Source organism: Mycobacterium interjectum (assembly GCF_900078675.2).
GTDB classification, from domain to species: Bacteria; Actinomycetota; Actinomycetes; order Mycobacteriales; family Mycobacteriaceae; genus Mycobacterium; species Mycobacterium interjectum.
In genome coordinates, this window is sequence record NZ_LT546237.1 from 1804964 (window position 1) to 1824199 (window position 19236).

At 68.2% G+C, this 19236-nt stretch carries 15 protein-coding genes and 2 pseudogenes; 6 read left to right on the plus strand and 11 right to left on the minus strand.

What is annotated here, in order from left to right; genetic code table 11:
- Nucleotides 1-62: 62 nt before the first annotated feature.
- Nucleotides 63-1571, minus strand: coding sequence for a pup deamidase/depupylase (dop, locus tag BN4348_RS42940; protein ID WP_066913281.1), 1509 nt, complete (start codon nucleotides 1569-1571; stop codon nucleotides 63-65).
- A gap of 134 nt (nucleotides 1572-1705) precedes the next feature.
- On the opposite strand from dop, the gene BN4348_RS42945 reads away from it, so the two are divergent.
- From BN4348_RS42945 to BN4348_RS42955, 3 genes are all read left to right on the plus strand, one after another.
- Nucleotides 1706-2461 (plus strand): sulfite exporter TauE/SafE family protein, encoded by a 756-nt coding sequence (locus BN4348_RS42945; protein ID WP_066913283.1) that lies wholly within the window; start codon nucleotides 1706-1708, stop codon nucleotides 2459-2461.
- 80 nt (nucleotides 2462-2541) lie between these two features.
- On the plus strand, nucleotides 2542-3738 hold the full coding sequence (locus BN4348_RS42950; RefSeq protein WP_084454192.1) for an MFS transporter: 1197 nt from the start codon (nucleotides 2542-2544) through the stop codon (nucleotides 3736-3738).
- Between the two features lie 10 nt (nucleotides 3739-3748).
- Nucleotides 3749-4351, plus strand: a complete 603-nt coding sequence (locus BN4348_RS42955; protein WP_066913285.1) for a hypothetical protein — start codon at nucleotides 3749-3751, stop codon at nucleotides 4349-4351.
- A gap of 1 nt (nucleotide 4352) precedes the next feature.
- On the opposite strand, the gene BN4348_RS42960 is transcribed toward BN4348_RS42955, so the two are convergent.
- Together BN4348_RS42960 and arc are read right to left on the minus strand one after the other, a co-directional pair.
- Entirely contained in the window at nucleotides 4353-6140 is a 1788-nt protein-coding gene (locus tag BN4348_RS42960; RefSeq protein WP_066913287.1) for a hypothetical protein, read from the minus strand.
- Between the two features lie 34 nt (nucleotides 6141-6174).
- Nucleotides 6175-8004 (minus strand): proteasome ATPase, encoded by a 1830-nt coding sequence (gene arc / locus BN4348_RS42965; protein WP_066913288.1) that lies wholly within the window; start codon nucleotides 8002-8004, stop codon nucleotides 6175-6177.
- A gap of 419 nt (nucleotides 8005-8423) precedes the next feature.
- Between arc and BN4348_RS42970 the strand changes: the two are divergent.
- Nucleotides 8424-8624 (plus strand): annotated as a pseudogene (locus BN4348_RS42970) (DUF503 domain-containing protein); the annotation flags it as partial.
- A gap of 4 nt (nucleotides 8625-8628) precedes the next feature.
- Here BN4348_RS42970 and trmI (BN4348_RS42975) read toward each other — a convergent pair.
- A complete protein-coding gene (gene trmI / locus BN4348_RS42975) occupies nucleotides 8629-9471 on the minus strand; it encodes a tRNA (adenine(58)-N(1))-methyltransferase TrmI (protein ID WP_066913291.1) in 843 nt (280 codons plus the stop codon).
- Nucleotides 9472-9545: 74 nt separating this feature from the next.
- On the opposite strand from trmI (BN4348_RS42975), the gene BN4348_RS42980 reads away from it, so the two are divergent.
- Nucleotides 9546-10424, plus strand: a complete 879-nt coding sequence (locus BN4348_RS42980) for a RecB family exonuclease (protein ID WP_066913293.1) — start codon at nucleotides 9546-9548, stop codon at nucleotides 10422-10424.
- Nucleotides 10425-10512: 88 nt separating this feature from the next.
- Here BN4348_RS42980 and trmI (BN4348_RS42985) read toward each other — a convergent pair.
- Nucleotides 10513-10779, minus strand: a pseudogene (gene trmI / locus BN4348_RS42985) (tRNA (adenine(58)-N(1))-methyltransferase TrmI); the annotation flags it as partial.
- A gap of 74 nt (nucleotides 10780-10853) precedes the next feature.
- Here trmI (BN4348_RS42985) and BN4348_RS42990 point away from each other — a divergent pair.
- Entirely contained in the window at nucleotides 10854-11732 is an 879-nt protein-coding gene (locus tag BN4348_RS42990; RefSeq protein WP_066913293.1) for a RecB family exonuclease, read from the plus strand.
- A gap of 105 nt (nucleotides 11733-11837) precedes the next feature.
- Here the strand turns inward: BN4348_RS42990 and BN4348_RS42995 are convergent, their stop codons facing one another.
- From BN4348_RS42995 to BN4348_RS43020, 6 genes are all read right to left on the minus strand, one after another.
- Nucleotides 11838-13211 carry an FAD-containing oxidoreductase gene (locus BN4348_RS42995; RefSeq protein WP_066913295.1) on the minus strand — a complete coding sequence of 458 codons (1374 nt, stop codon included), beginning with the start codon at nucleotides 13209-13211 and terminating at the stop codon, nucleotides 11838-11840.
- Entirely contained in the window at nucleotides 13208-13717 is a 510-nt protein-coding gene (locus tag BN4348_RS43000) for a hypothetical protein (RefSeq protein WP_066913299.1), read from the minus strand. Before BN4348_RS43000 ends, BN4348_RS42995 begins: the two co-directional genes overlap by 4 nt.
- A 96-nt stretch (nucleotides 13718-13813) precedes the next feature.
- On the minus strand, nucleotides 13814-14671 hold the full coding sequence (gene hisG, locus BN4348_RS43005; RefSeq protein WP_066913300.1) for an ATP phosphoribosyltransferase: 858 nt from the start codon (nucleotides 14669-14671) through the stop codon (nucleotides 13814-13816).
- Between the two features lie 2 nt (nucleotides 14672-14673).
- On the minus strand, nucleotides 14674-14955 hold the full coding sequence (locus BN4348_RS43010) for a phosphoribosyl-ATP diphosphatase (RefSeq protein WP_066913301.1): 282 nt from the start codon (nucleotides 14953-14955) through the stop codon (nucleotides 14674-14676).
- Between the two features lie 106 nt (nucleotides 14956-15061).
- On the minus strand, nucleotides 15062-18796 hold the full coding sequence (metH, locus tag BN4348_RS43015; RefSeq protein WP_066913303.1) for a methionine synthase: 3735 nt from the start codon (nucleotides 18794-18796) through the stop codon (nucleotides 15062-15064).
- A 101-nt stretch (nucleotides 18797-18897) separates the two neighbouring features.
- Nucleotides 18898-19140 carry a hypothetical protein gene (locus BN4348_RS43020; RefSeq protein ID WP_066913304.1) on the minus strand — a complete coding sequence of 81 codons (243 nt, stop codon included), beginning with the start codon at nucleotides 19138-19140 and terminating at the stop codon, nucleotides 18898-18900.
- Nucleotides 19141-19236 lie beyond the last annotated feature (96 nt).

Genomic DNA, 19236 nt, shown 5'->3' on the forward strand with positions numbered 1-19236 from the left:
CACGCCCGCCTGGTCTTCTCTACAGTACCGGTCAACGCCGACGTTGCCCGATCCAACGCCCGTTAGCTGGTCAGTTGTTCCACCAGTTCCACCGCGCTGTGCACCGAGTCCAATAACGCCCCGACGTGGGCCTTGCTGCCGCGCAGCGGCTCCAGCGTGGGAATGCGCACCAGCGAATCCCCGCCGAGGTCGAAAATCACCGAGTCCCAGCTGGCCGCGGCGATGTCGGCGCCGAACCGGCGCAGGCATTCCCCGCGGAAGTAGGCGCGCGTGTCCGTCGGCGGATTGTCGACGGCTTCGAGCACCTGGTGCTCGGTGACGAGGCGCTTCATCGAACCCCGGGCGACCAGCCGGTTGTACAGGCCCTTGTCCAGCCGGACGTCGGAGTATTGCAGATCGACCAGGTGCAGCCGCGGCGCCGACCAGTTCAGGTTCTCGCGTTGCCGGAAGCCCTCGAGCAGCCGCAGTTTGGCCGGCCAGTCCAGCAGCTCGGCGCAGTCCATCGGGTCGCGTTCGAGCTTGTCGAGCACGTCCGCCCAGGTCTCGACGATGTCGGCGGCGCGGGGATCGGCGTCCCGGCCGTCGACCAGCTTGGCCACCCGGTCGAGGTAAATCCGTTGCAGCGCAAGGGCGGTCAGCTCGCGGCCGTCGGCCAGCGCGACCGCGACCCGCAGCGACGGATCGCGGCTGATCGCGTGGACGGCGTGGACCGGGCGCGCCAACGCCAGGTCGCTCAGGTCGATCCCGTGCGCGGGGCCCTCTTCGATCAAATCGAGCACCAGCGCCGTGGTGCCCAGTTTCAGATAGGTCGACGTCTCTGCGAGGTTGGCGTCGCCGATGATGACGTGCAGCCGGCGGTAGCGGTCGGCGTCGGCGTGGGGTTCGTCGCGGGTGTTGATGATGCCGCGCTTGAGGGTGGTCTCCAGCCCTACCTCGACCTCGATGTAATCCGAGCGCTGCGACAATTGGAAGCCCGGCTCGTCACCGGCCGGCCCGATGCCGACCCGGCCCGAGCCGGTGACCACCTGGCGGGACACCAGAAACGGGGTCAGCCCGGCGATGATCGCCGAGAACGGCGTCTGCCGCGACATCAGGTAGTTCTCGTGCGACCCGTAGGAGGCGCCCTTGCCGTCGACGTTGTTCTTGTAAAGCTGCAGCTTGGCGGCCCCCGGCACGCTGGCGACGTGCCGCGCGGCGGCCTCCATCACACGCTCGCCCGCCTTGTCCCAGATCACCGCGTCCAGCGGGTCGGTGCACTCGGGCGCGGAGTATTCCGGGTGCGCGTGGTCGACATAGAGCCTCGCCCCGTTGGTCAGGATCATGTTGGCCGCGCCGACCTCGTCGGCGTCGACCACCGGGGGCGGACCGGCCGAGCGGCTCAGGTCGAAACCGCGGGCATCGCGCAGCGGCGATTCCACCTCGTAGTCCCAGCGGGTCCGCTTGGCGCGCTGGATTCCGGCGGCGGCCGCGTAGGCCAGCACCGCCTGGGTCGAGGTGAGGATCGGGTTGGCGGTCGGGTCCGACGGCGACGAGATGCCGTACTCGACCTCCGTCCCGATAATCCTTTGCATTACTTCAAGATAGGCCCGCCGACGATGCTGCCCGCGAAGCGGGGTGCTGAGAAGGCGGGCAATCTGCCAAGCCCGCCGACTATGCGGCCCGCTGTGGGGACCGCTCGACCGCCGACACGGTTAAGGTTCCTGCCGTGGCACCCTGGCCCGCGTTCGTCGCTCTGGGCGCGGTGCTTGGCGCGTTGAGCGGTTTGTTCGGCGTCGGCGGGTCGTCGTTGGCGACGCCAGCGCTCTCTTTGCTGGGCGTTCCCGGTCTGATGGCGGTGGCCTCCCCGCTTCCCGCGACACTGCCGACGGCGCTGACAGCCGCATGGCCTTATCTGCGGCAGCGGAATATTCGCCCGCGCGCAGCTCTGTGGTCGCTGCTGGGGGCGGTTCCGGCCGCGGTGATCGGCGCGATGCTGGCGCACCTGGTCGGCGGTGACGCGCTGCTCATCGCCTCCGGTGTGGTGCTGGTCGTCGTGGGCATCAGGGTCCTACGTCCCGTTTCCGACCGCGCGCACCGCGTCGGGGAGGCCAGGCGGAAGAACCGTCCCACGCTGGTGGCCGTGTCGGCTGGGGTTGGGCTTTTTACCGGTCTGCTGGCCAACGGCGGCGGGTTCCTTCTTGTCCCAATGTTCTTGCTCCTGTTTGGCCTGACAATGACGCAGGCCTCGGGGACCAGCCTTGCGGTCGTCGCCGTTCTGGCCATCCCAGCGACCGCGGCACACTGGGCGCTCGGGCATATCGACTGGTCCGTGGCGGCGGCCGTGGCGCTCGGGGCTGCCCCGACCAGCGCCGTCACAGCGACGTGGGCTCAGCGGGTGACCGCCACCCGGCTACAGGCGGCCTTCGGCTGGTTTTTGATCGTGAGCGGCGCAGCATTCACGCTCTACCGGTTGGTTATCTGATTCTGTCGGCCGGTGTCCGGATGTCCGCAGTCGCACAATGGCCAGCGCCGACAACTTGTCCGCCGCTAGTGTGAGCCCGCATGGAGCTTTCCCTTCGCCGCGGGCGCGGGACGGCGAGCGCTTCTCCGGGTTTTGGGGCCGAAAGCTGGTTCCTCGAGCGCGGTCTGCCCTCGGTGCTGACCAGGCGGTCCCGGTGGGGACGGCTCTGGCCGCGGGCGGCCCCCATGCTGGCCGCCTACGGGACCTTGCAGGCCTGCATCCTGCCGATCTACCTGATCACCGACGGCCACGACGTCGAGATCACCGGAGAGCCGACGACCCCGCAATGGGTAATGCTGGGGATCCTCGGGCTCGCGCTTCCGCTGATGGCCGTCGTCGGCTGGGTGGTGTCGCGGTCGCGACGCGGCAAGACCCGCGCGGCGGTGGCGACCCTCGCGGTGATCGTCGTGGCGTGCGTCGGGATCACGGTGGGCGGACCCACGGAACTGGTTCAGGAGGCCATCGTCGTGGCCGCGGTGCTGATCCTGGCCGGCTGCGGCGTCGGATCGGTCGTCGGGTGGGCGGTGCGCATGATGCTGTCGCACCTTGCCACCGTGGGGGCCTTGGTCGTCCGCGCACTGCCGGTGGTGCTGCTGACCGCGTTGGTCTTCTTCAATACCTATGTGTGGATCATGGCCAAGACGATCAGCGGGCAACGGCTGGGCCTGGCGATCGCCTTTCTGCTCTCGATCGCCGTGGCCTTCGTCGTCTCCGCGACGTGGGAGCGGGCCAGGCCGTCGCTGCGGCCGACGATGGCGGTGCTGCCCAAAGACAGTGAACGGCTTGCCGACACGCCCTTTGCGGACATGCCCGATAGCCCCGACTGCGCGCCGCTGACCCGGGCCGAACGCCTCAACGTCGTCTTCGTGCTGGCCGCCTCGCAAATGGCGCAAATCCTCGTGGTCGCGGTGGTCACCGCCGCCATCTATCTGGTTCTGGGGCTGATCGTGCTCACGCCGTCGCTGCTGAACGAATGGACCCACACCTACACCAGCACCTCGACGGTGCTGGGATTCACGCTGCCGGTTCCCGATTCGCTGATCCACATGACTTTGTTCCTCGGCGCGTTGACGTTCATGTACATCAGCGCCCGTGCGGCCGGCGACGCCGAATATCGCTCCACGTTCCTCGATCCGCTGATCGAGGACCTGCACGCGACGCTGATCGCGCGCAATCGCTACCGCGGCGCCGTCGCGGCGACGGCGTGTGAAGTTGACGCCACCAGCGCCGGTGATTAATTTCACACGGATGACCGACCTGGCGGGAAAGCGTTACGGCGAAGTGCTTCTCGTGACCCCCGGCGAGGCGGGTCCGCAGGCCACGGTCTACAACAGCTTCCCGCTCAACGACTGTCCCGCCGAGCTGTGGTCGGCATTGGATCCACAGGCGATCGCCGCCGAAAACGGCGCGGCCGCAGCGCTCCTCAATGGCCCCCGCTACTGGCTGATGAACTCCATCGAAAAGGAACAGCAGGGCCCGCAGGTGACGAAGACCTTCGGGGGCATCGAAATGATCCTGCAGGCCACCGTCCTGCTGTCCTCGATGAACCCGTCGCCCTTCACCGTGAACAAGGTCAGCCGGCACACGGTGTTCGTCTTCAACGCCGGCGAAGAGGTCTACGAACTCATCGACCCGCACGGCAAGCGCTGGGTCATGCAGACGTGGAGCCAGGTCGCCGACCCGAACCTGACGCGCGAAGACCTGCCCGGGTTGGCCGGCCGGCTCGAGCTGCCGGCCGGGTGGAGCTACCAGCCGCGCGTCCTCACCGACGAGTTGCGGGTGGACACCAGAACCGAGGCCGCCCAAGTGCTGCAGGACAACCTGACCAACAGCTACTCGCTCGAGACGTGAGCTAGGGGCGATTCGCGATCCAGCTGCGGTGGCGTACCGCGGCCTTTCGCGCGGCCTTGGCCAGCGTCCGGTCCGGCAGGTGGCGGCCCAGCGCATCGAGGACCGGCGCCGTCTCGGGCGCCGGGTGGCGCCACATGCTTTCGAGCAGCTGCAACGGTTCGGACATCCCGGCGAACAGGCCGCAAAGCTCGTCGGGATCGTGCACGTCGCGCGAGAGCACGTCGATGAGCACCCCAATGTCGACGAAGCTGCCGAGCACCGCGGCGTCTGCGGGGTCGCGCGCGATCAACCACAGCGCCGCATGCCCGGCGGCCGGGGTGTCCAACAGCTGTCGCACCAAGGGTTCGGCCACCTCGATGTCGAACATGTCCAGTGCGACAAAGCCCGTCATCCGGCGCGCGGCGCTGGACGCCTGCGCGATGGCCTCGGTGATCATGCGCACCCGCTCGACAACCGGACGGTCGGCCTGCCACCCGGCCACCAGAGACTCGTGCCGCGAATCGGCCGCCGACAGCATCGCGTCGATCAACTCGGCGCCATCGCCCTCGGCGGCGGGGTCTCGACGCAGCGCGTATCCGGCGCGTTCGAGGCGACCGGGCAGGACATGGCGGCCGAGTGCGGTCAGTGACACGGTGCCGCCGGTCCAATAACTGGGCCCAACCGGTTGTGGTGACTCGACGCGGTCAGTCCAGCGCACGACACCGGCGTCCGCGAGGACCTGCAAGGTGCGGCCGACGCCCTCGTCGGTGAACCCCTCCACGGCATCCGCCTCGTCGAGCCAGTACCGCTGCGTCTGCGGAGAAATCGTCAATTCGGCCCATTCCACGAGGGACTCGAAAGGTTGCTGGGGCGCGTCGGGTGCGAGCAGCGGAACCAGCCAGTGCACGATCCCGTCGTCGAACAGTCGGAGCGGTTCGTCGGAATGCCACGGGCCGCCCGAACATTGCGAGCGCAGCGGGCCCACGTCGATGATCCCCGCGAAAAGCGCCGCCGCCCGCGCAACGTCCGGGCGCGCCTCCCACTCCTGTGCCGGAACGACGCGCCGCTGACGCACGCGGACCGCGCCGGCCTCGATAGCGACGTCAAGGATGAAGTTCAAGCACCTCAAACTCGCTGTCGTGGTGAGGTTCAAGGTCGTCTCGCCGAGCTGGAGATCCATTTCGTCGCCGGTGTCGAGGAGTTCAACCAGCGCCCGGCCGTCAGCCAGGTGCAGGTTCCCCGTGTCCGTCAGCTGCTTGCCGTGCGGGCCCAGATAGTCGCGCAGGACAGCAACTTTCGTCAGCATGGGCGCCGCGGCCGCGGCGGCCTCCACGTCCTGCATCGGCGGCGGGACGCAAGCGAACGGCAACTCGAAAGGCTCGGGTTCTTCGCCCGATGGCTCCCCGGCCGGGGTGGGGTCGCGCGTTTCCGCGAGCACGGTCGGGGCGAGATCGTCGACCGTTCTTCGCAGCCGGGCCGCCCGCTCGACTCCGCCAACGAGACGTTCGGTGGCCGCCAGGAAGTCGACATAGACACCGACCGCATAGCACAAACCCACCGCTGCGTCCGAGCGCCCGGTCAACCGGCGCGGGCACCAGTCGACCAGAAACTCCGCCAGCTCGCCGGGCGTGAACTCGTCGAGGACACCGGTCGATTCCCGGTACCGCCAGTCCAGGAAGAACGCAACGTCGGACACCACCTCGTCCCGTTCGGACTCGGACGCACCCAGCCAGGCATGGAGTTCGTCGAGCAGCGCGTCGCGCAACTCGAGGTACGCGTCGTCATCACCGGGATCGAAACGTAGCCGCACCGGGGCGACGTTAGTCGGTGTGACCGACAAATGTTTACAGGTACTGACCCAGGTTGGACTCGGTGTCGATGGCACGCGACGCGCTCGACGACTTGCCGGTGACCAGCGTGCGGATGTAGACGATCCGCTCGCCCTTCTTGCCCGAAATCCGCGCCCAGTCATCGGGGTTGGTGGTGTTGGGCAGGTCCTCGTTCTCGGCGAACTCGTCGACGATCGAGTCGAGCAGGTGCTGGATGCGCAGGCCGGGTTGACCGGTCTCCAGCACCGACTTGATCGCGTTCTTCTTCGCCCGGTCGACGACGTTCTGGATCATCGCCCCGGAGTTGAAGTCCTTGAAGTACATGACCTCCTTGTCGCCGTTGGCGTAGGTGACCTCCAGGAACCGGTTGTCGTCGATCTCGGCGTACATCCGCTCGACGACCTTTTCGATCATCGCCTTGATGCACGCGGTGCGGTCGCCGTCGAACTCGGCGAGGTCGTCGGCGTGCAGCGGCAGTGACTCGACCAGGTACTTCGAGAAGATGTCCTGCGCCGCCTCGGCGTCCGGGCGCTCGATCTTGATCTTCACGTCGAGGCGTCCCGGCCGCAGGATCGCGGGGTCGATCATGTCCTCGCGGTTGGACGCGCCGATCACGATGACGTTCTCCAGGCCCTCGACGCCGTCGATCTCGCTGAGCAGCTGCGGGACCACCGTCGTCTCGACGTCCGAGGACACCCCGGTGCCGCGGGTGCGGAAGATCGAATCCATCTCGTCGAAGAACACGATCACCGGCGTCCCTTCCGACGCCTTCTCGCGGGCGCGCTGGAAGATCAGCCGGATGTGCCGCTCGGTCTCGCCGACGAACTTGTTGAGCAGCTCCGGGCCCTTGATGTTGAGGAAGTACGACTTCGCCTCGCGGGCGTCGTCGCCGCGCACCTCGGCCATCTTCTTGGCCAACGAGTTCGCCACCGCTTTGGCGATCAAAGTCTTGCCGCAGCCGGGCGGGCCGTAGAGCAGCACGCCTTTGGGCGGGCGCAGCGCGTACTCGCGGTAGAGCTCCTTGTGCAGGAACGGCAGCTCGACGGCGTCGCGGATCTGCTCGATCTGCCGGGTCAGGCCGCCGATGTCCTGGTAGCTGACGTCGGGCACCTCTTCCAGCACCAGGTCCTCGACCTCGGCCTTGGGGATGCGCTCGAAGGCGTAGCCGGCCTTGGTGTCGACCAGCAGCGAGTCGCCCGGTCGCAGTTTGCGGGGCTTGGTGTCGTCGTTGAGGGCGTCGGGAACGCCGTCCGGCAGGTCCTCGGCGACCAGCGGCTCGGCCAGCCACACGATGCGTTCCTCGTCGGCGTGTCCGACGACGAGCGCCCGGTGCCCGTCGTTCAGCACCTCGCGCAGGGTGGAGATCTCGCCGACCGATTCGAACGTGCCGGCCTCGACGACGGTCAGGGCCTCGTTGAGGCGGACCGTCTGCCCCTTCCGGAGCGCTCCCACCTCGATGTTGGGCGAGCACGTCAGGCGCATCTTGCGGCCGGAGGTGAACACGTCGACGGTGTCGTCCTCGTGCGCCGCCAGCAAAACGCCGTAGCCGCTGGGCGGCTGACCGAGCCGGTCGACCTCTTCCCGCAGCGCCAAAAGTTGCTGGCGCGCCTCCTTGAGGGTGTCCATCAACTTGGAATTCCGCGCAGCCAGGGAGTCGATGCGGGCTTCGAGCTGATGCACGTCGCGGGCAGACCGAGCGCTGCCGGGCGTTCCAACCGCGTGCTCCAGTTGTTCGCGCAGCACCGCTGCCTCACGGCGTAACTGTTCCAATTCGGCAGCTTCGCCGCTGGACATGCCAGTGTCACCGGCGTTGCCGAATGCTTCAGAACGCTCTGAGTCACCCATGTTGCGCTCCTTTCCCGCCCCGAGATTCGCGGTGGTACTTCAACGCTACCGGCGATTGCCGGTTGATGTGCGCAGTCAAATGCTCACGAAAAGTTAAGACTTTGGTTCCCCTGGTAATCTCTGCCACGAATCGCGCCGAGCGAAAGGATGACCGTGGCCCCAAAAGCCCTCGCCACGGGCTCCGCCGGCGCCGTCTTCCCGGCGCGGCGGCCCCCGCTGTGACATCCATTGCACCCGTTGGCCCGACGGCGACCGCGGGCGCCTAATCAGAACGAACCGTATGCAGCAAGGCCTGTCCGTTGCGCTGAGCGCCGCCGCCGCGGTGGCGGCGCTCGGGCTCGCCGGATGCTCACACACCGGCCCGAAGGTCGTGTCCTCGCCGTCCTCGCGCGGCCCGGCCACGTCGACCCCGCTCGTCGTNGCAGCGCAAGTTCAGCGTATCGGCCGCCGAGACCGGTGGGCAGGATAAGTATCGGCGGGCCGGTATCGGCGTGGGCGTCGTGTCCGGCGACCGCAGCCACGCCGTCGACGTGCTCGACGCGGCCGAACGCCTGGTGGCGGCGCATCCGGAGTTCGAGCTGCTGTCGGTGCGGCGGGGGCTGCACCACAGCGACGATTAACGGTCTAGCCGTCTCGGCCCTCGCGTTTGCGGCCCAGCGGCGTCGGCGCGACGACACCGGGCGCGAGCCGCCGCGCGAATATCAAGAACGCGGTGTGCCCGCGCATCGAATGCTGCGGGCGAACGGCCAGGCCGACGACGTTCCAGCCGCGTTGCAGCGTCTCCCACGCCCGCGGCTCGGTCCAGCACTGCTGGTCCCGCAGGGCCTCGACGGTCCGCGACAGCTGGGTGACGGTGGCCACGTAGATCATCAGCACCCCGCCCGGGATCAGCAGCCGCGCCGCCGCGCCGAGCACCTCCCACGGCGCGAGCATGTCGAGCACCGCCCGGTCGAAGGAGCCGTCGGGCAACTCCGATTCCGCGAGGTCGCTGACGAGCAGCTCCCAGTTGGCGGGCGCCCCGTCGGAGAACACGGTGACGTTGCGGCGGGCGTGCTCGGCGTGGTCGGCGCGCTGCTCGTAGGAGACCACCCGCCCCTCGGGTCCGACGGCGCGCAGCAGCGAGCACGTCAGCGCCCCGGAACCGGCGCCGGCCTCCAGCACCCGCGCGCCGGGAAAGATGTCGCCCTCGTGCACGATCTGGGCGGCGTCCTTGGGGTAGATCACCTGTGGGCCGCGGGGCATCGACATCACGTAGTCGATCAGCAGGGGGCGCAGCACCAGGAACTGCGCGCCGCTGCTGGATTTGACGACGCTGCCCTGCTCGAGCCCGATCAGCGCGTCGTGCGCGATGGATCCGCGATGGGTGTGAAACTCAGCCCCGGGGATAAGGCACATCGTGTAGTGCCGGCCCTTGGCGTCGGTGAGTTGGACCCGCTCGCCAGCGGTGAACGGGCCGGTTGCGGACACGGCGTCTAGCGTGCCAGCCGACTCGCCGTAGCTGGTGCTTGGGGGTTGTCGGCGCCCGGTCCTAGGCTGCGAACATGACGGACCAGCCGGACGGACACGGGCGCCCGGCCTCGAAGCCGGCGCTCTCACCGTCGCGGGCGGCGGACTTCAAGCAGTGCCCGCTGCTGTACCGGTTCCGGGCGATCGACCGGCTGCCCGAGGTGCCCTCGACGGCGCAGCTACGCGGGTCGGTGGTGCACGCGGCCCTCGAACAGCTTTACGGGCTGCCCGCCGCGCAGCGCGGGCCGGACACCGCGGGCACGCTGGTCGAGCCCGCCTGGGAGCGGGTGATCGCCGCCGAACCCGACCTGGCCGGCGACGTGGACCCCGAACAGCGCGCCCAGTTGCTGGCGGAGGCGCGCGCCCTGCTCGCCGGCTATTACCGGCTGGAGGACCCGACCCGGTTCGACCCGCAATGCTGCGAGGAGCGCGTCGAGGTCGAGCTGGCCGACGGCACGCTGCTGCGCGGCTTCATCGACCGGATCGACGTCGCGGCCACCGGTGAGGTCCGGGTGGTCGACTACAAGACCGGCAAGGCGCCGCCCGAGGCGCGGGCGCTGGCCGAGTTCAAGGCGATGTTCCAGATGAAGTTCTACGCGGTGGCGCTGTTGCGTTCCCGCGGTGTGCTGCCCACCCGGCTGCGCATCATCTATCTGGCCGACGGCCAGGTGCTGGATTACGCGCCGGATCACGAGGAATTGCTGCGCTTCGAGAAGACGCTGATGGCGATCTGGCGCGCCATCCAATCCGCGGCGCCGACGGGCGATTTCCGCCCCAGCCCGTCGAGGTTGTGCGAGTGGTGCGCCCACCAGCAGCACTGCCCGACGTTCGGCGGAACGCCACCGCCCTACCCCGGATGGCCGGACCTCACTGGCGCGCAAGGCATCTCGCGTCCCACCGAACCGGCGGCATGATCGGCTGCCGCTAGCGTCCCGCGCCCGGCTTCGCCGCGCTTGCGATCGCCCTAGTCGGATGGCGCCGACCCGCCGCGCCCGGCTTCGNGGCGGCGTCCTTGGGGTAGATCACCTGTGGGCCGCGGGGCATCGACATCACGTAGTCGATCAGCAGGGGGCGCAGCACCAGGAACTGCGCGCCGCTGCTGGATTTGACGACGCTGCCCTGCTCGAGCCCGATCAGCGCGTCGTGCGCGATGGATCCGCGATGGGTGTGAAACTCAGCCCCGGGGATAAGGCACATCGTGTAGTGCCGGCCCTTGGCGTCGGTGAGTTGGACCCGCTCGCCAGCGGTGAACGGGCCGGTTGCGGACACGGCGTCTAGCGTGCCAGCCGACTCGCCGTAGCTGGTGCTTGGGGGTTGTCGGCGCCCGGTCCTAGGCTGCGAACATGACGGACCAGCCGGACGGACACGGGCGCCCGGCCTCGAAGCCGGCGCTCTCACCGTCGCGGGCGGCGGACTTCAAGCAGTGCCCGCTGCTGTACCGGTTCCGGGCGATCGACCGGCTGCCCGAGGTGCCCTCGACGGCGCAGCTACGCGGGTCGGTGGTGCACGCGGCCCTCGAACAGCTTTACGGGCTGCCCGCCGCGCAGCGCGGGCCGGACACCGCGGGCACGCTGGTCGAGCCCGCCTGGGAGCGGGTGATCGCCGCCGAACCCGACCTGGCCGGCGACGTGGACCCCGAACAGCGCGCCCAGTTGCTGGCGGAGGCGCGCGCCCTGCTCGCCGGCTATTACCGGCTGGAGGACCCGACCCGGTTCGACCCGCAATGCTGCGAGGAGCGCGTCGAGGTCGAGCTGGCCGACGGCACGCTGCTGCGCGGCTTCATCGACCGGATCGACGTCGCGGCCACCGGTGAGGTCCGGGTGGTCGACTACAAGACCGGCAAGGCGCCGCCCGAGGCGCGGGCGCTGGCCGAGTTCAAGGCGATGTTCCAGATGAAGTTCTACGCGGTGGCGCTGTTGCGTTCCCGCGGTGTGCTGCCCACCCGGCTGCGCATCATCTATCTGGCCGACGGCCAGGTGCTGGATTACGCGCCGGATCACGAGGAATTGCTGCGCTTCGAGAAGACGCTGATGGCGATCTGGCGCGCCATCCAATCCGCGGCGCCGACGGGCGATTTCCGCCCCAGCCCGTCGAGGTTGTGCGAGTGGTGCGCCCACCAGCAGCACTGCCCGACGTTCGGCGGAACGCCACCGCCCTACCCCGGATGGCCGGACCTCACTGGCGCGCAAGGCATCTCGCGTCCCACCGAACCGGCGGCATGATCGGCTGCCGCTAGCGTCCCGCGCCCGGCTTCGCCGCGCTTGCGATCGCCCTAGTCGGATGGCGCCGACCCGCCGCGCCCGGCTTCGCCGCGCTTGCGATCGCCGCTAGTCCGTCAGGGGCGACATCTCCTGCAGCATCGTGGGAATCAACTCGCTGACGGTGGGGTGGATGTGCATCGTGCGCGCCAGCGTGGTGTACGGCGCCTTGGCCGACATGACGTCCAGGATGGCGTGAATCGCCTCGTCGCCGCCGACCCCCAGGATGGCCGCGCCCAAGATCTCGTCGGTCTCCGCGTCCACCACCACCTTCATAAAGCCCTGCGTCTCACCCTTTTCCACCGCCCTGCCGACCCGCGTCATCGGGCGCTTGCCGACCAACGCCTTACGGCCGGACGCGCGGACCTGGCTCACGCTCATCCCGGCACGCCCCAATGGCGGGTCGATGTAGAGCGCGTAGGTGGTGATGCGGTCGCTGACCCGGCGCGGGTCGTCATCGAGCAGGTTGGCGGCGACGATCTCGAAATCGTTGTACGAGGTGTGGGTGAAGGCGCCCTTGCCGTTGCAGTCGCCCATCGCCCAGATGTGATCGACGTTGGTCTTGAGCTGGTCGTCGACCACGACGTAGCCGCGGCCATCGGTCTGCACGCCGGCCGCCTGAAGGCCGAGATCGTCGGTGTTGGGTTGCCGCCCCACCGCCACCAGTAGATGGGTTCCGGCAATCGGGGCGGCACCTGCGCCGGGCTTCAGTTCAAATCCCTTGTCGGTCTTGGTGATTCGCACTTCGTCGGCGCCGACGACGACGTCGATCCCCTCGGCCTCCAGGATCTCCCTGACGGTGGCGGAGACGTCCTCGTCCTCGCGGGACGCCAGCCGCGGTCCGCGCTCGACCACCGTCACCCGGGCCCCGAAGCGCCGGTACATCTGCGCGAACTCCAGCGCGATGTAGCTGCCGCCGAGGATGACGAGATGGTCTGGCAGCGTGTCGAGTTCGAGGATCGACACGTTGGTGAGGAACTCGACGTCGGACAACCCCGGGACGTCCGGCACCACCGCGCGGCCGCCGACGTTGAGGAAGACGCGGTCGGCGTGCAGCAGGTCGCCGTTCACGCTGACGGTGTGCGGATCTTCGAAGCGGGCGTGACCGCGAAATACGCTGCAGCCGTCCATGCCGTCCAGCCAGCTCTCGACGCCCTTGCGGTCGGCGAGCATGATGTCGTCCTTGCGCGCCTTGACTTTCGCCATGTCCACGCTGACCGGCCCGGTGCCCACGCCGTATTCGGCTCCGCGCCGGGCCAGGTGGGCGGCGTGCGCGCTGGCCACCAGGGTCTTGGTCGGGATGCATCCGGTGTTGACGCAGGTGCCGCCGATGAGTTTGCGCTCGATGACCGCGACGCGCTGGCCGGCCGCGGTCAGCCGTCCCGCCAGCGGGGGGCCGGCCTGCCCGGCACCGATGATGATCGCATCGAAATGCGTTGTCACTTAACCGCCGTCAGCAGGTACTCCGTCAGCACGTGACCCGTCACCGCAACGATGGCGAACCCGCCGAGGATCGCGACCGCGTCCTCGAGCAGCGCGATCGGCAGGTCCCGACCGGCCACGGCGGCCAGCCGTTTGCGCGCCTGGTAGCCGCCGAGGGTGCCGAGCACCGCCCCGATGACGCCCGCGCCGAGCGCGGAGAAGGTCCAATGCGGCCAGGCACCCAATACCGCGCCCGCCAAGCCGCCCGTGATGATCCGGGCGGCGAAGATCGGTGGTGCCGTGCGGGCCGGCGTCTTGGGCAGCTTGTCGTTGACCAGCTCGCCGACGGCAAGAACGGTGAAGACGATGACCGTGATGATGCTGGCCATCCAGGACGCCCACGTGCCGTGCACGTCGATCCAACCCAGGTAAGCGGCCCAGGCGACCACGGCGGGGGCCGTCAGCGAACGCAACCCGGCGACGACACCGATCAGTAAAGCCAGCAGCAGAATTAGCGCGTGTGTCACGGAGACCCTCCTGGGGGACTAGACAGTAACGCGGGCTCTACCTTTCAGCAGCCCTAGGCGGACGCTAACACAGCCGCGGCCGAGGCACCCGTTGGTCTAGAACCGGCAGAACCTGATGTCGGACGCCAGGATCGCCTTGGCCCCGATGGCGGCGAGCTCGTCCATGATCTCGTTGACGCCGCGACGCGGCACGAGGGCGCGAATCGCCACCCAGTCCGGATCGGCAAGCGGGGCGATGGTCGGTGACTCCAGCCCCGGGGTGATCGACGTGGCCTGGTCCAGGACCGAACGCGGGCAGTCGTAATCGAGCATCAGGTACTGCTGGCCGAACACCACGCCTTGGACCCTCGCGACCAGTTGATCGCGAGCGGCCCTGGCCGCGCCGTCGCCGTCGTGATCGGTGCGCTCGATCAGCACCGCCTCCGAATCGCACAGCGGCTCCCCGAAGGCCACCAGGTCGTGCAGGCTCAGGGTGCGCCCGGATCCCACCACGTCGGCGATGGCGTCGGCCACGCCGAGCTGGACCGAGATCTCCACGGCGCCGTCGAGCCTGATGACCGTGGCCTCAATCCCCCTCTCGGCCAAGTCTTTTCGCACCAGGTTCGGGTAGGCGGTGGCGATCCGCTTGCCGGCCAGGTCGGCCGTCGTCCAGTCTTGCCCGGCCGGGCCGGCGTAGCGAAAGCTCGACGACCCGAAGCCCAACGCCAGGCGTTCGCGCACCGGTGCGTCCGAGTCGCGCACCAGGTCACGTCCGGTGATGCCGAAATCCAACTCCCCCGAACCGACGTAGATGGCAATGTCCTTGGGCCGCAAGAAGAAGAATTCAACCTGGTTGACCGGGTCGATGACGGTGAGATCCTTGGAATCGGTGCGGCGCCGGTAGCCGGCCTCCGCGAGGATCTCGCTGGCCGGCTCGCTGAGCGTGCCCTTGTTGGGCACCGCAACCCGCAGCATGCTCACAACTTCCGATAGACGTCGTCGAGGGACAGTCCGCGCGCGATCATCAGCACCTGCGTCCAGTACAGCAACTGGCTGATCTCCTCGGCCAGCGCGTCGTCGGTTTCGTGCTCGGCCGCCAGCCACACCTCGCCGGCCTCCTCGAGGATCTTTTTGCCCAGCCCGTGCACGCCCCCGTCCAGCGCGGCGACCGTGCCGCTGCCGGCAGGCCGGGTGCGGGCACGCTCGCCGAGTTCGGCGAACAGATCCTCGAAGGTCTTCACGGCCAGCGATTGTTCCATGCGCCGGCCGGCAAAGTCACCCGGGTTTCGCCCGCGAGCGTGCACAGATTGCCAGGCTCAGCGGCGTGTCGTCGTGCAGACGCGCACGCTCGCGACCAATGAACGCTCAGTCCTCCGGGTTGTAGCCGAGGTTAGGGGCGAGCCAGCGCTCGGCTTCCTTCAGGGTCCAGCCCTTTCGCCTCGCGTAGTCGGCGACCTGGTCCTGGGCCATCCGACCGACCACGAAGTACTGCGAGGCCGGGTGCGAGAAGTACCAGCCGCTGACCGCGGCACCGGGCCACATCGCCATCGACTCGGTCAGCTCGATGCCGGTCCGCTCCTTGACGTCCATCAACTTCCACAGCGTCACCTTCTCGGTGTGCTCCGGGCAGGCCGGGTAGCCGGGGGCGGGGCGGATTCCCACGTACTTCTCACCGATGAGCGCCTCGTTGTCCAGCTGCTCGTCGGGCTGGAATCCCCAGAACTCCTTGCGCACCCGTTGGTGCATCCGTTCGGCGAACGCCTCGGCCAGCCGGTCGGCGATCGACTCCAGCAGGATCGCGCTGTAGTCGTCGTGGTCGGCCTTGAACTCCGCGATCTTCTCACCGCTGCCGAGCCCCGCGGTGACGGCGAAGGCGCCGACGTAGTCGGCCAGACCGGTGTCCTTGGGCGCGATGTAGTCGCCCAAGGACCGGTTCGGGATGCCGTCCCGGTGCTTGCCCTGCTGGCGCAGGTTGTGCAGCGTGGTCAGCACCTCGGTGCGGGTCTCGTCGGTGTACACCTCGATGTCGTCACCGACCGCGTTGGCCGGGAAGAAGCCGATCACCCCGTTGGCCGTCAGCCACTTCTCCTTGATCAGGGTGTCGAGCATCTCCTGGGCGTCGTCGTACAGCTTGCGGGCAGCCTCGCCCGAGACCGGGTTGTTGAGGATGTCCGGGAAGCGGCCCTTCATCTCCCAGGCGTTGAAGAACGGCTGCCAGTCGATGTACTCGCGCAACTCGGCGAGGTCGTAGTCCAGAAACTCCCGTACTCGCGCACCAATAGCGGGCACCGGTGGCGTGTAGCCGTCCCAGTCGATCGGCGTCCGGTTCGCGCGCGCCTTCTCCAGCGTCAGCATCGGCCGCTCGTTCTTCTGGGAATGCCGTTCGCGCAGGGCCGCGTACTCGGTCTCGGTGGCCTCCAGCAGCGCTGGACGCTGCTTGTCGTCGAGCAGCGCCGCGGCGACCGGCACCGAGCGGGAGGCGTCCTTGACCCAGACCACCGGACCGCTGCGGCGCGGCGACACCTTCACGGCCGTGTGGGCGCGCGAGGTGGTGGCGCCGCCGATCAGCAGCGGGATCTTGAGTCCCTCGCGTTCCATCTCGACGGCGAAGTTGACCATCTCGTCCAAGGACGGGGTGATCAGGCCGGATAGCCCGATGATGTCGGCGCTGTGCTCCTTCGCCGCATCCAGGATCTTCTGGGCGGGCACCATCACACCGAGGTCGATCACTTCAAAGTTGTTGCACTGCAGGACGACTCCGACGATGTTCTTGCCGATGTCGTGGACGTCGCCCTTGACCGTCGCCATGATGATCGTGCCGTTGGTGTCCTTACCCGCAGCCGCGCCGGACTCTTCCTTCTCCGCCTCGATGTACGGCAGCAGGTACGCGACGGCCTTCTTCATCACCCGGGCCGACTTCACGACCTGGGGCAGGAACATCTTGCCCGAGCCGAAGAGATCACCGACGACGTTCATGCCGTCCATCAGCGGGCCCTCGATCACCTCGATCGGCCGGCCGCCCGCCGCGGCGATCTCGGCACGCAATTCCTCGGTGTCGGCATCGACGTGGGCGTCGATGCCCTTGACCAGGGCGTGCGTGATCCGCTCGCGGACCGGCAAGGATCGCCACTCCGCCGCCGCCGGGTCTTCGGACTTCTCCGAACTGTTGAATCGTTCGGCGATCTCCAGGAGCCGTTCGGCCGCATCCTCGCGACGGTTCAGGACGACGTCCTCAATGCGGTCCCGCAGCTCGGGGTCGATCGAGTCGTAGGGCACCAGCGCGCCGGCGTTGACGATGCCCATGTCCAGGCCGGCCTTGATGGCGTGAAACAGAAACACCGAATGGATCGCCTCGCGGACGGGGTTGTTGCCCCGGAACGAGAACGACACGTTCGAGATGCCGCCGGAGAGGTGCACCCCGGGCAGGTTCTCCTTGATCCAGGCGCAGGCCTCGATGAAGTCGATCCCGTAAGTCGCGTGCTCCTCGATACCGGTCGCCAGCGCGAAGCAGTTGGGGTCGAAGATGATGTCCTCGGGCGGGAAGCCGACCTCTTCGGTCAGGATCCGGTAGGCGCGCCCGCAGATCTGTTTGCGGCGCTCCAGGTTGTCGGCCTGCCCCTGTTCGTCGAAGGCCATCACGACGACGGCGGCGCCGTACTTGCGGCATAGCCGCGCCTCGCGGACGAACTTCTCCTCGCCCTCCTTCATGGAGATCGAGTTGACGATCGGCTTGCCCTGCACGTTCTTCAACCCCGCCTCGATGACCTCCCACTTGGAGGAGTCGATCATCACCGGGACCCGGCTGATGTCCGGCTCGGCCGCGATCAGCTTGGTGAACCGGTCCATCGCGGCGACGCCGTCGATCATGCCCTCGTCCATGTTGATGTCGATGACCTGCGCACCGACCTCGACCTGCTGCAGGGCGACCGACAGCGCGCTGTCGTAGTCCTCGGCCTTGATCAGGTTGCGGAACCGGGCGGAGCCGGTGATGTTGGTGCGCTCACCGATGTTCACGAACAACGAGTCATCGGTGATGTTGAGCGGCTCCAGGCCCGAGAGCCGGGTGGCCACCGGAATCTCGGGCACCTCGCGCGGCGGCTTGCCCTCGACGACCTTGGCGATCTCGGCGATGTGCGGCGGCGCCGTCCCGCAGCAACCCCCGACCAGGTTGACCAGACCGGCCTCGGCGAAGTCGGCGATGTAGGAGGCCTGGCGCTCCGGGGACTCGTCGTACTCGCCGAAGGCGTTGGGCAGGCCGGCGTTGGGGTAGCAGGAGACAAAGGTGTCCGCGATCCGCGACACCTCGGCGATGTAGGGCCTCATCTCCGGCGCGCCCAGCGCGCAGTTGAGGCCGACCGCGAGCGGCCTGGCGTGCCTGATCGAGTTCCAGAATGCCTCGGTGACCTGGCCGGACAGCGTTCGCCCGGAGGCATCGGTGATGGTGCCCGAGATGATCACCGGCCAGCGCCGTCCGCGGTCCTCGAACAGCGTCTCGACGGCGAACACCGCCGCCTTGGCGTTCAGCGAGTCGAAGATCGTCTCGATGATGAGGAGGTCGACACCGCCGTCGACCAGGCCGTTGGCGGATTCCAGGTAGGCGGCGACCAGCTGGTCGTAGGAGACGTTGCGGGCCCCGGGGTCGTTGACGTCCGGAGAGATCGACGCGGTCCGCGTGGTCGGCCCGATTGCGCCGGCGACGTAGCGGGGCTTCTCCGGGGTGCTGAATTCGTCGGCGGCCGCCCGCGCCAGGGCGGCGCCGGCGTAGTTCAGCTCGTAGGCCAGGTCCGCCATGTCGTAGTCGGAGAGCGAGATCGCGTTCGCGTTGAACGTGTTGGTCTCCAGGATGTCGGCGCCCGCCTCGAGGTACTCGCGGTGGATCCCGGCGATGATCTGCGGCTGCGTCAGGTTGAGCAGGTCGTTGTTGCCCTGAAGGGCGGTCGGCCACTCGGTGAACCGGTCGCCGCGGTAGCCGGCCTCGTCCGGCCGGTCCCGCTGGATCGCCGTGCCCATCGCGCCGTCGATCACCATGATCCGCCGGCGCAGAGCAGCCGTCAGTTCGTCGGTGCAGTCGGGGCGGATGTTCGGTTCAAAGGCGTTCACACACGTTCCTTCCGTAGCGGAAGGCGTCCTTGACTCTGCCGAGCGTGGCGGATACCGGCAGGAACCGGAGAACCGTTGCAACGCCTCTCGACCAGAAAAGCCTACGTCGTCACCCGACGTCTGGACGCCCAGCTCGACCCGACCCGCGTGGCGATCGGGGCGCCCTCGATCGCCAGCCCGCGGATCCTGTCGAAAATGTCGTAGTTACCAAGGTTAACGAGATTTGCCGCCGAACGTATTTCGTCTCGACCGCGCCGACGCCGGTCGTCCGAGTCGTCCGGGCTGAGGTGGGCCGCGCGCAGCTCGACATCAGTGTCGTAGCGGCGTTCGTTGGCGGCAGTCACGCCAACAAGGATAGTCGTGCTATGGAATACGCCCAGAGATTGACAGCTCTCTGCCAGGCAAGCCCCGCAGAACAGCGCAGGCGGTTTGCGGCAGGC

Bases quoted from the DNA above. Each gene is read 5' to 3' on its own strand.
- dop (WP_066913281.1), bottom strand. From the start codon at position 1,571: ATGCAAAGGATTATCGGGACGGAGGTCGAGTACGGCATCTCGTCGCCG.
- BN4348_RS42950 (WP_084454192.1), top strand. From the start codon at position 2,542: ATGGAGCTTTCCCTTCGCCGCGGGCGCGGGACGGCGAGCGCTTCTCCG.
- BN4348_RS42955 (WP_066913285.1), top strand. From the start codon at position 3,749: ATGACCGACCTGGCGGGAAAGCGTTACGGCGAAGTGCTTCTCGTGACC.
- arc (WP_066913288.1), bottom strand. From the start codon at position 8,004: ATGGGTGACTCAGAGCGTTCTGAAGCATTCGGCAACGCCGGTGACACT.
- BN4348_RS42980 (WP_066913293.1), top strand. From the start codon at position 9,546: ATGACGGACCAGCCGGACGGACACGGGCGCCCGGCCTCGAAGCCGGCG.
- BN4348_RS42990 (WP_066913293.1), top strand. From the start codon at position 10,854: ATGACGGACCAGCCGGACGGACACGGGCGCCCGGCCTCGAAGCCGGCG.
- hisG (WP_066913300.1), bottom strand. From the start codon at position 14,671: ATGCTGCGGGTTGCGGTGCCCAACAAGGGCACGCTCAGCGAGCCGGCC.
- BN4348_RS43010 (WP_066913301.1), bottom strand. From the start codon at position 14,955: ATGGAACAATCGCTGGCCGTGAAGACCTTCGAGGATCTGTTCGCCGAA.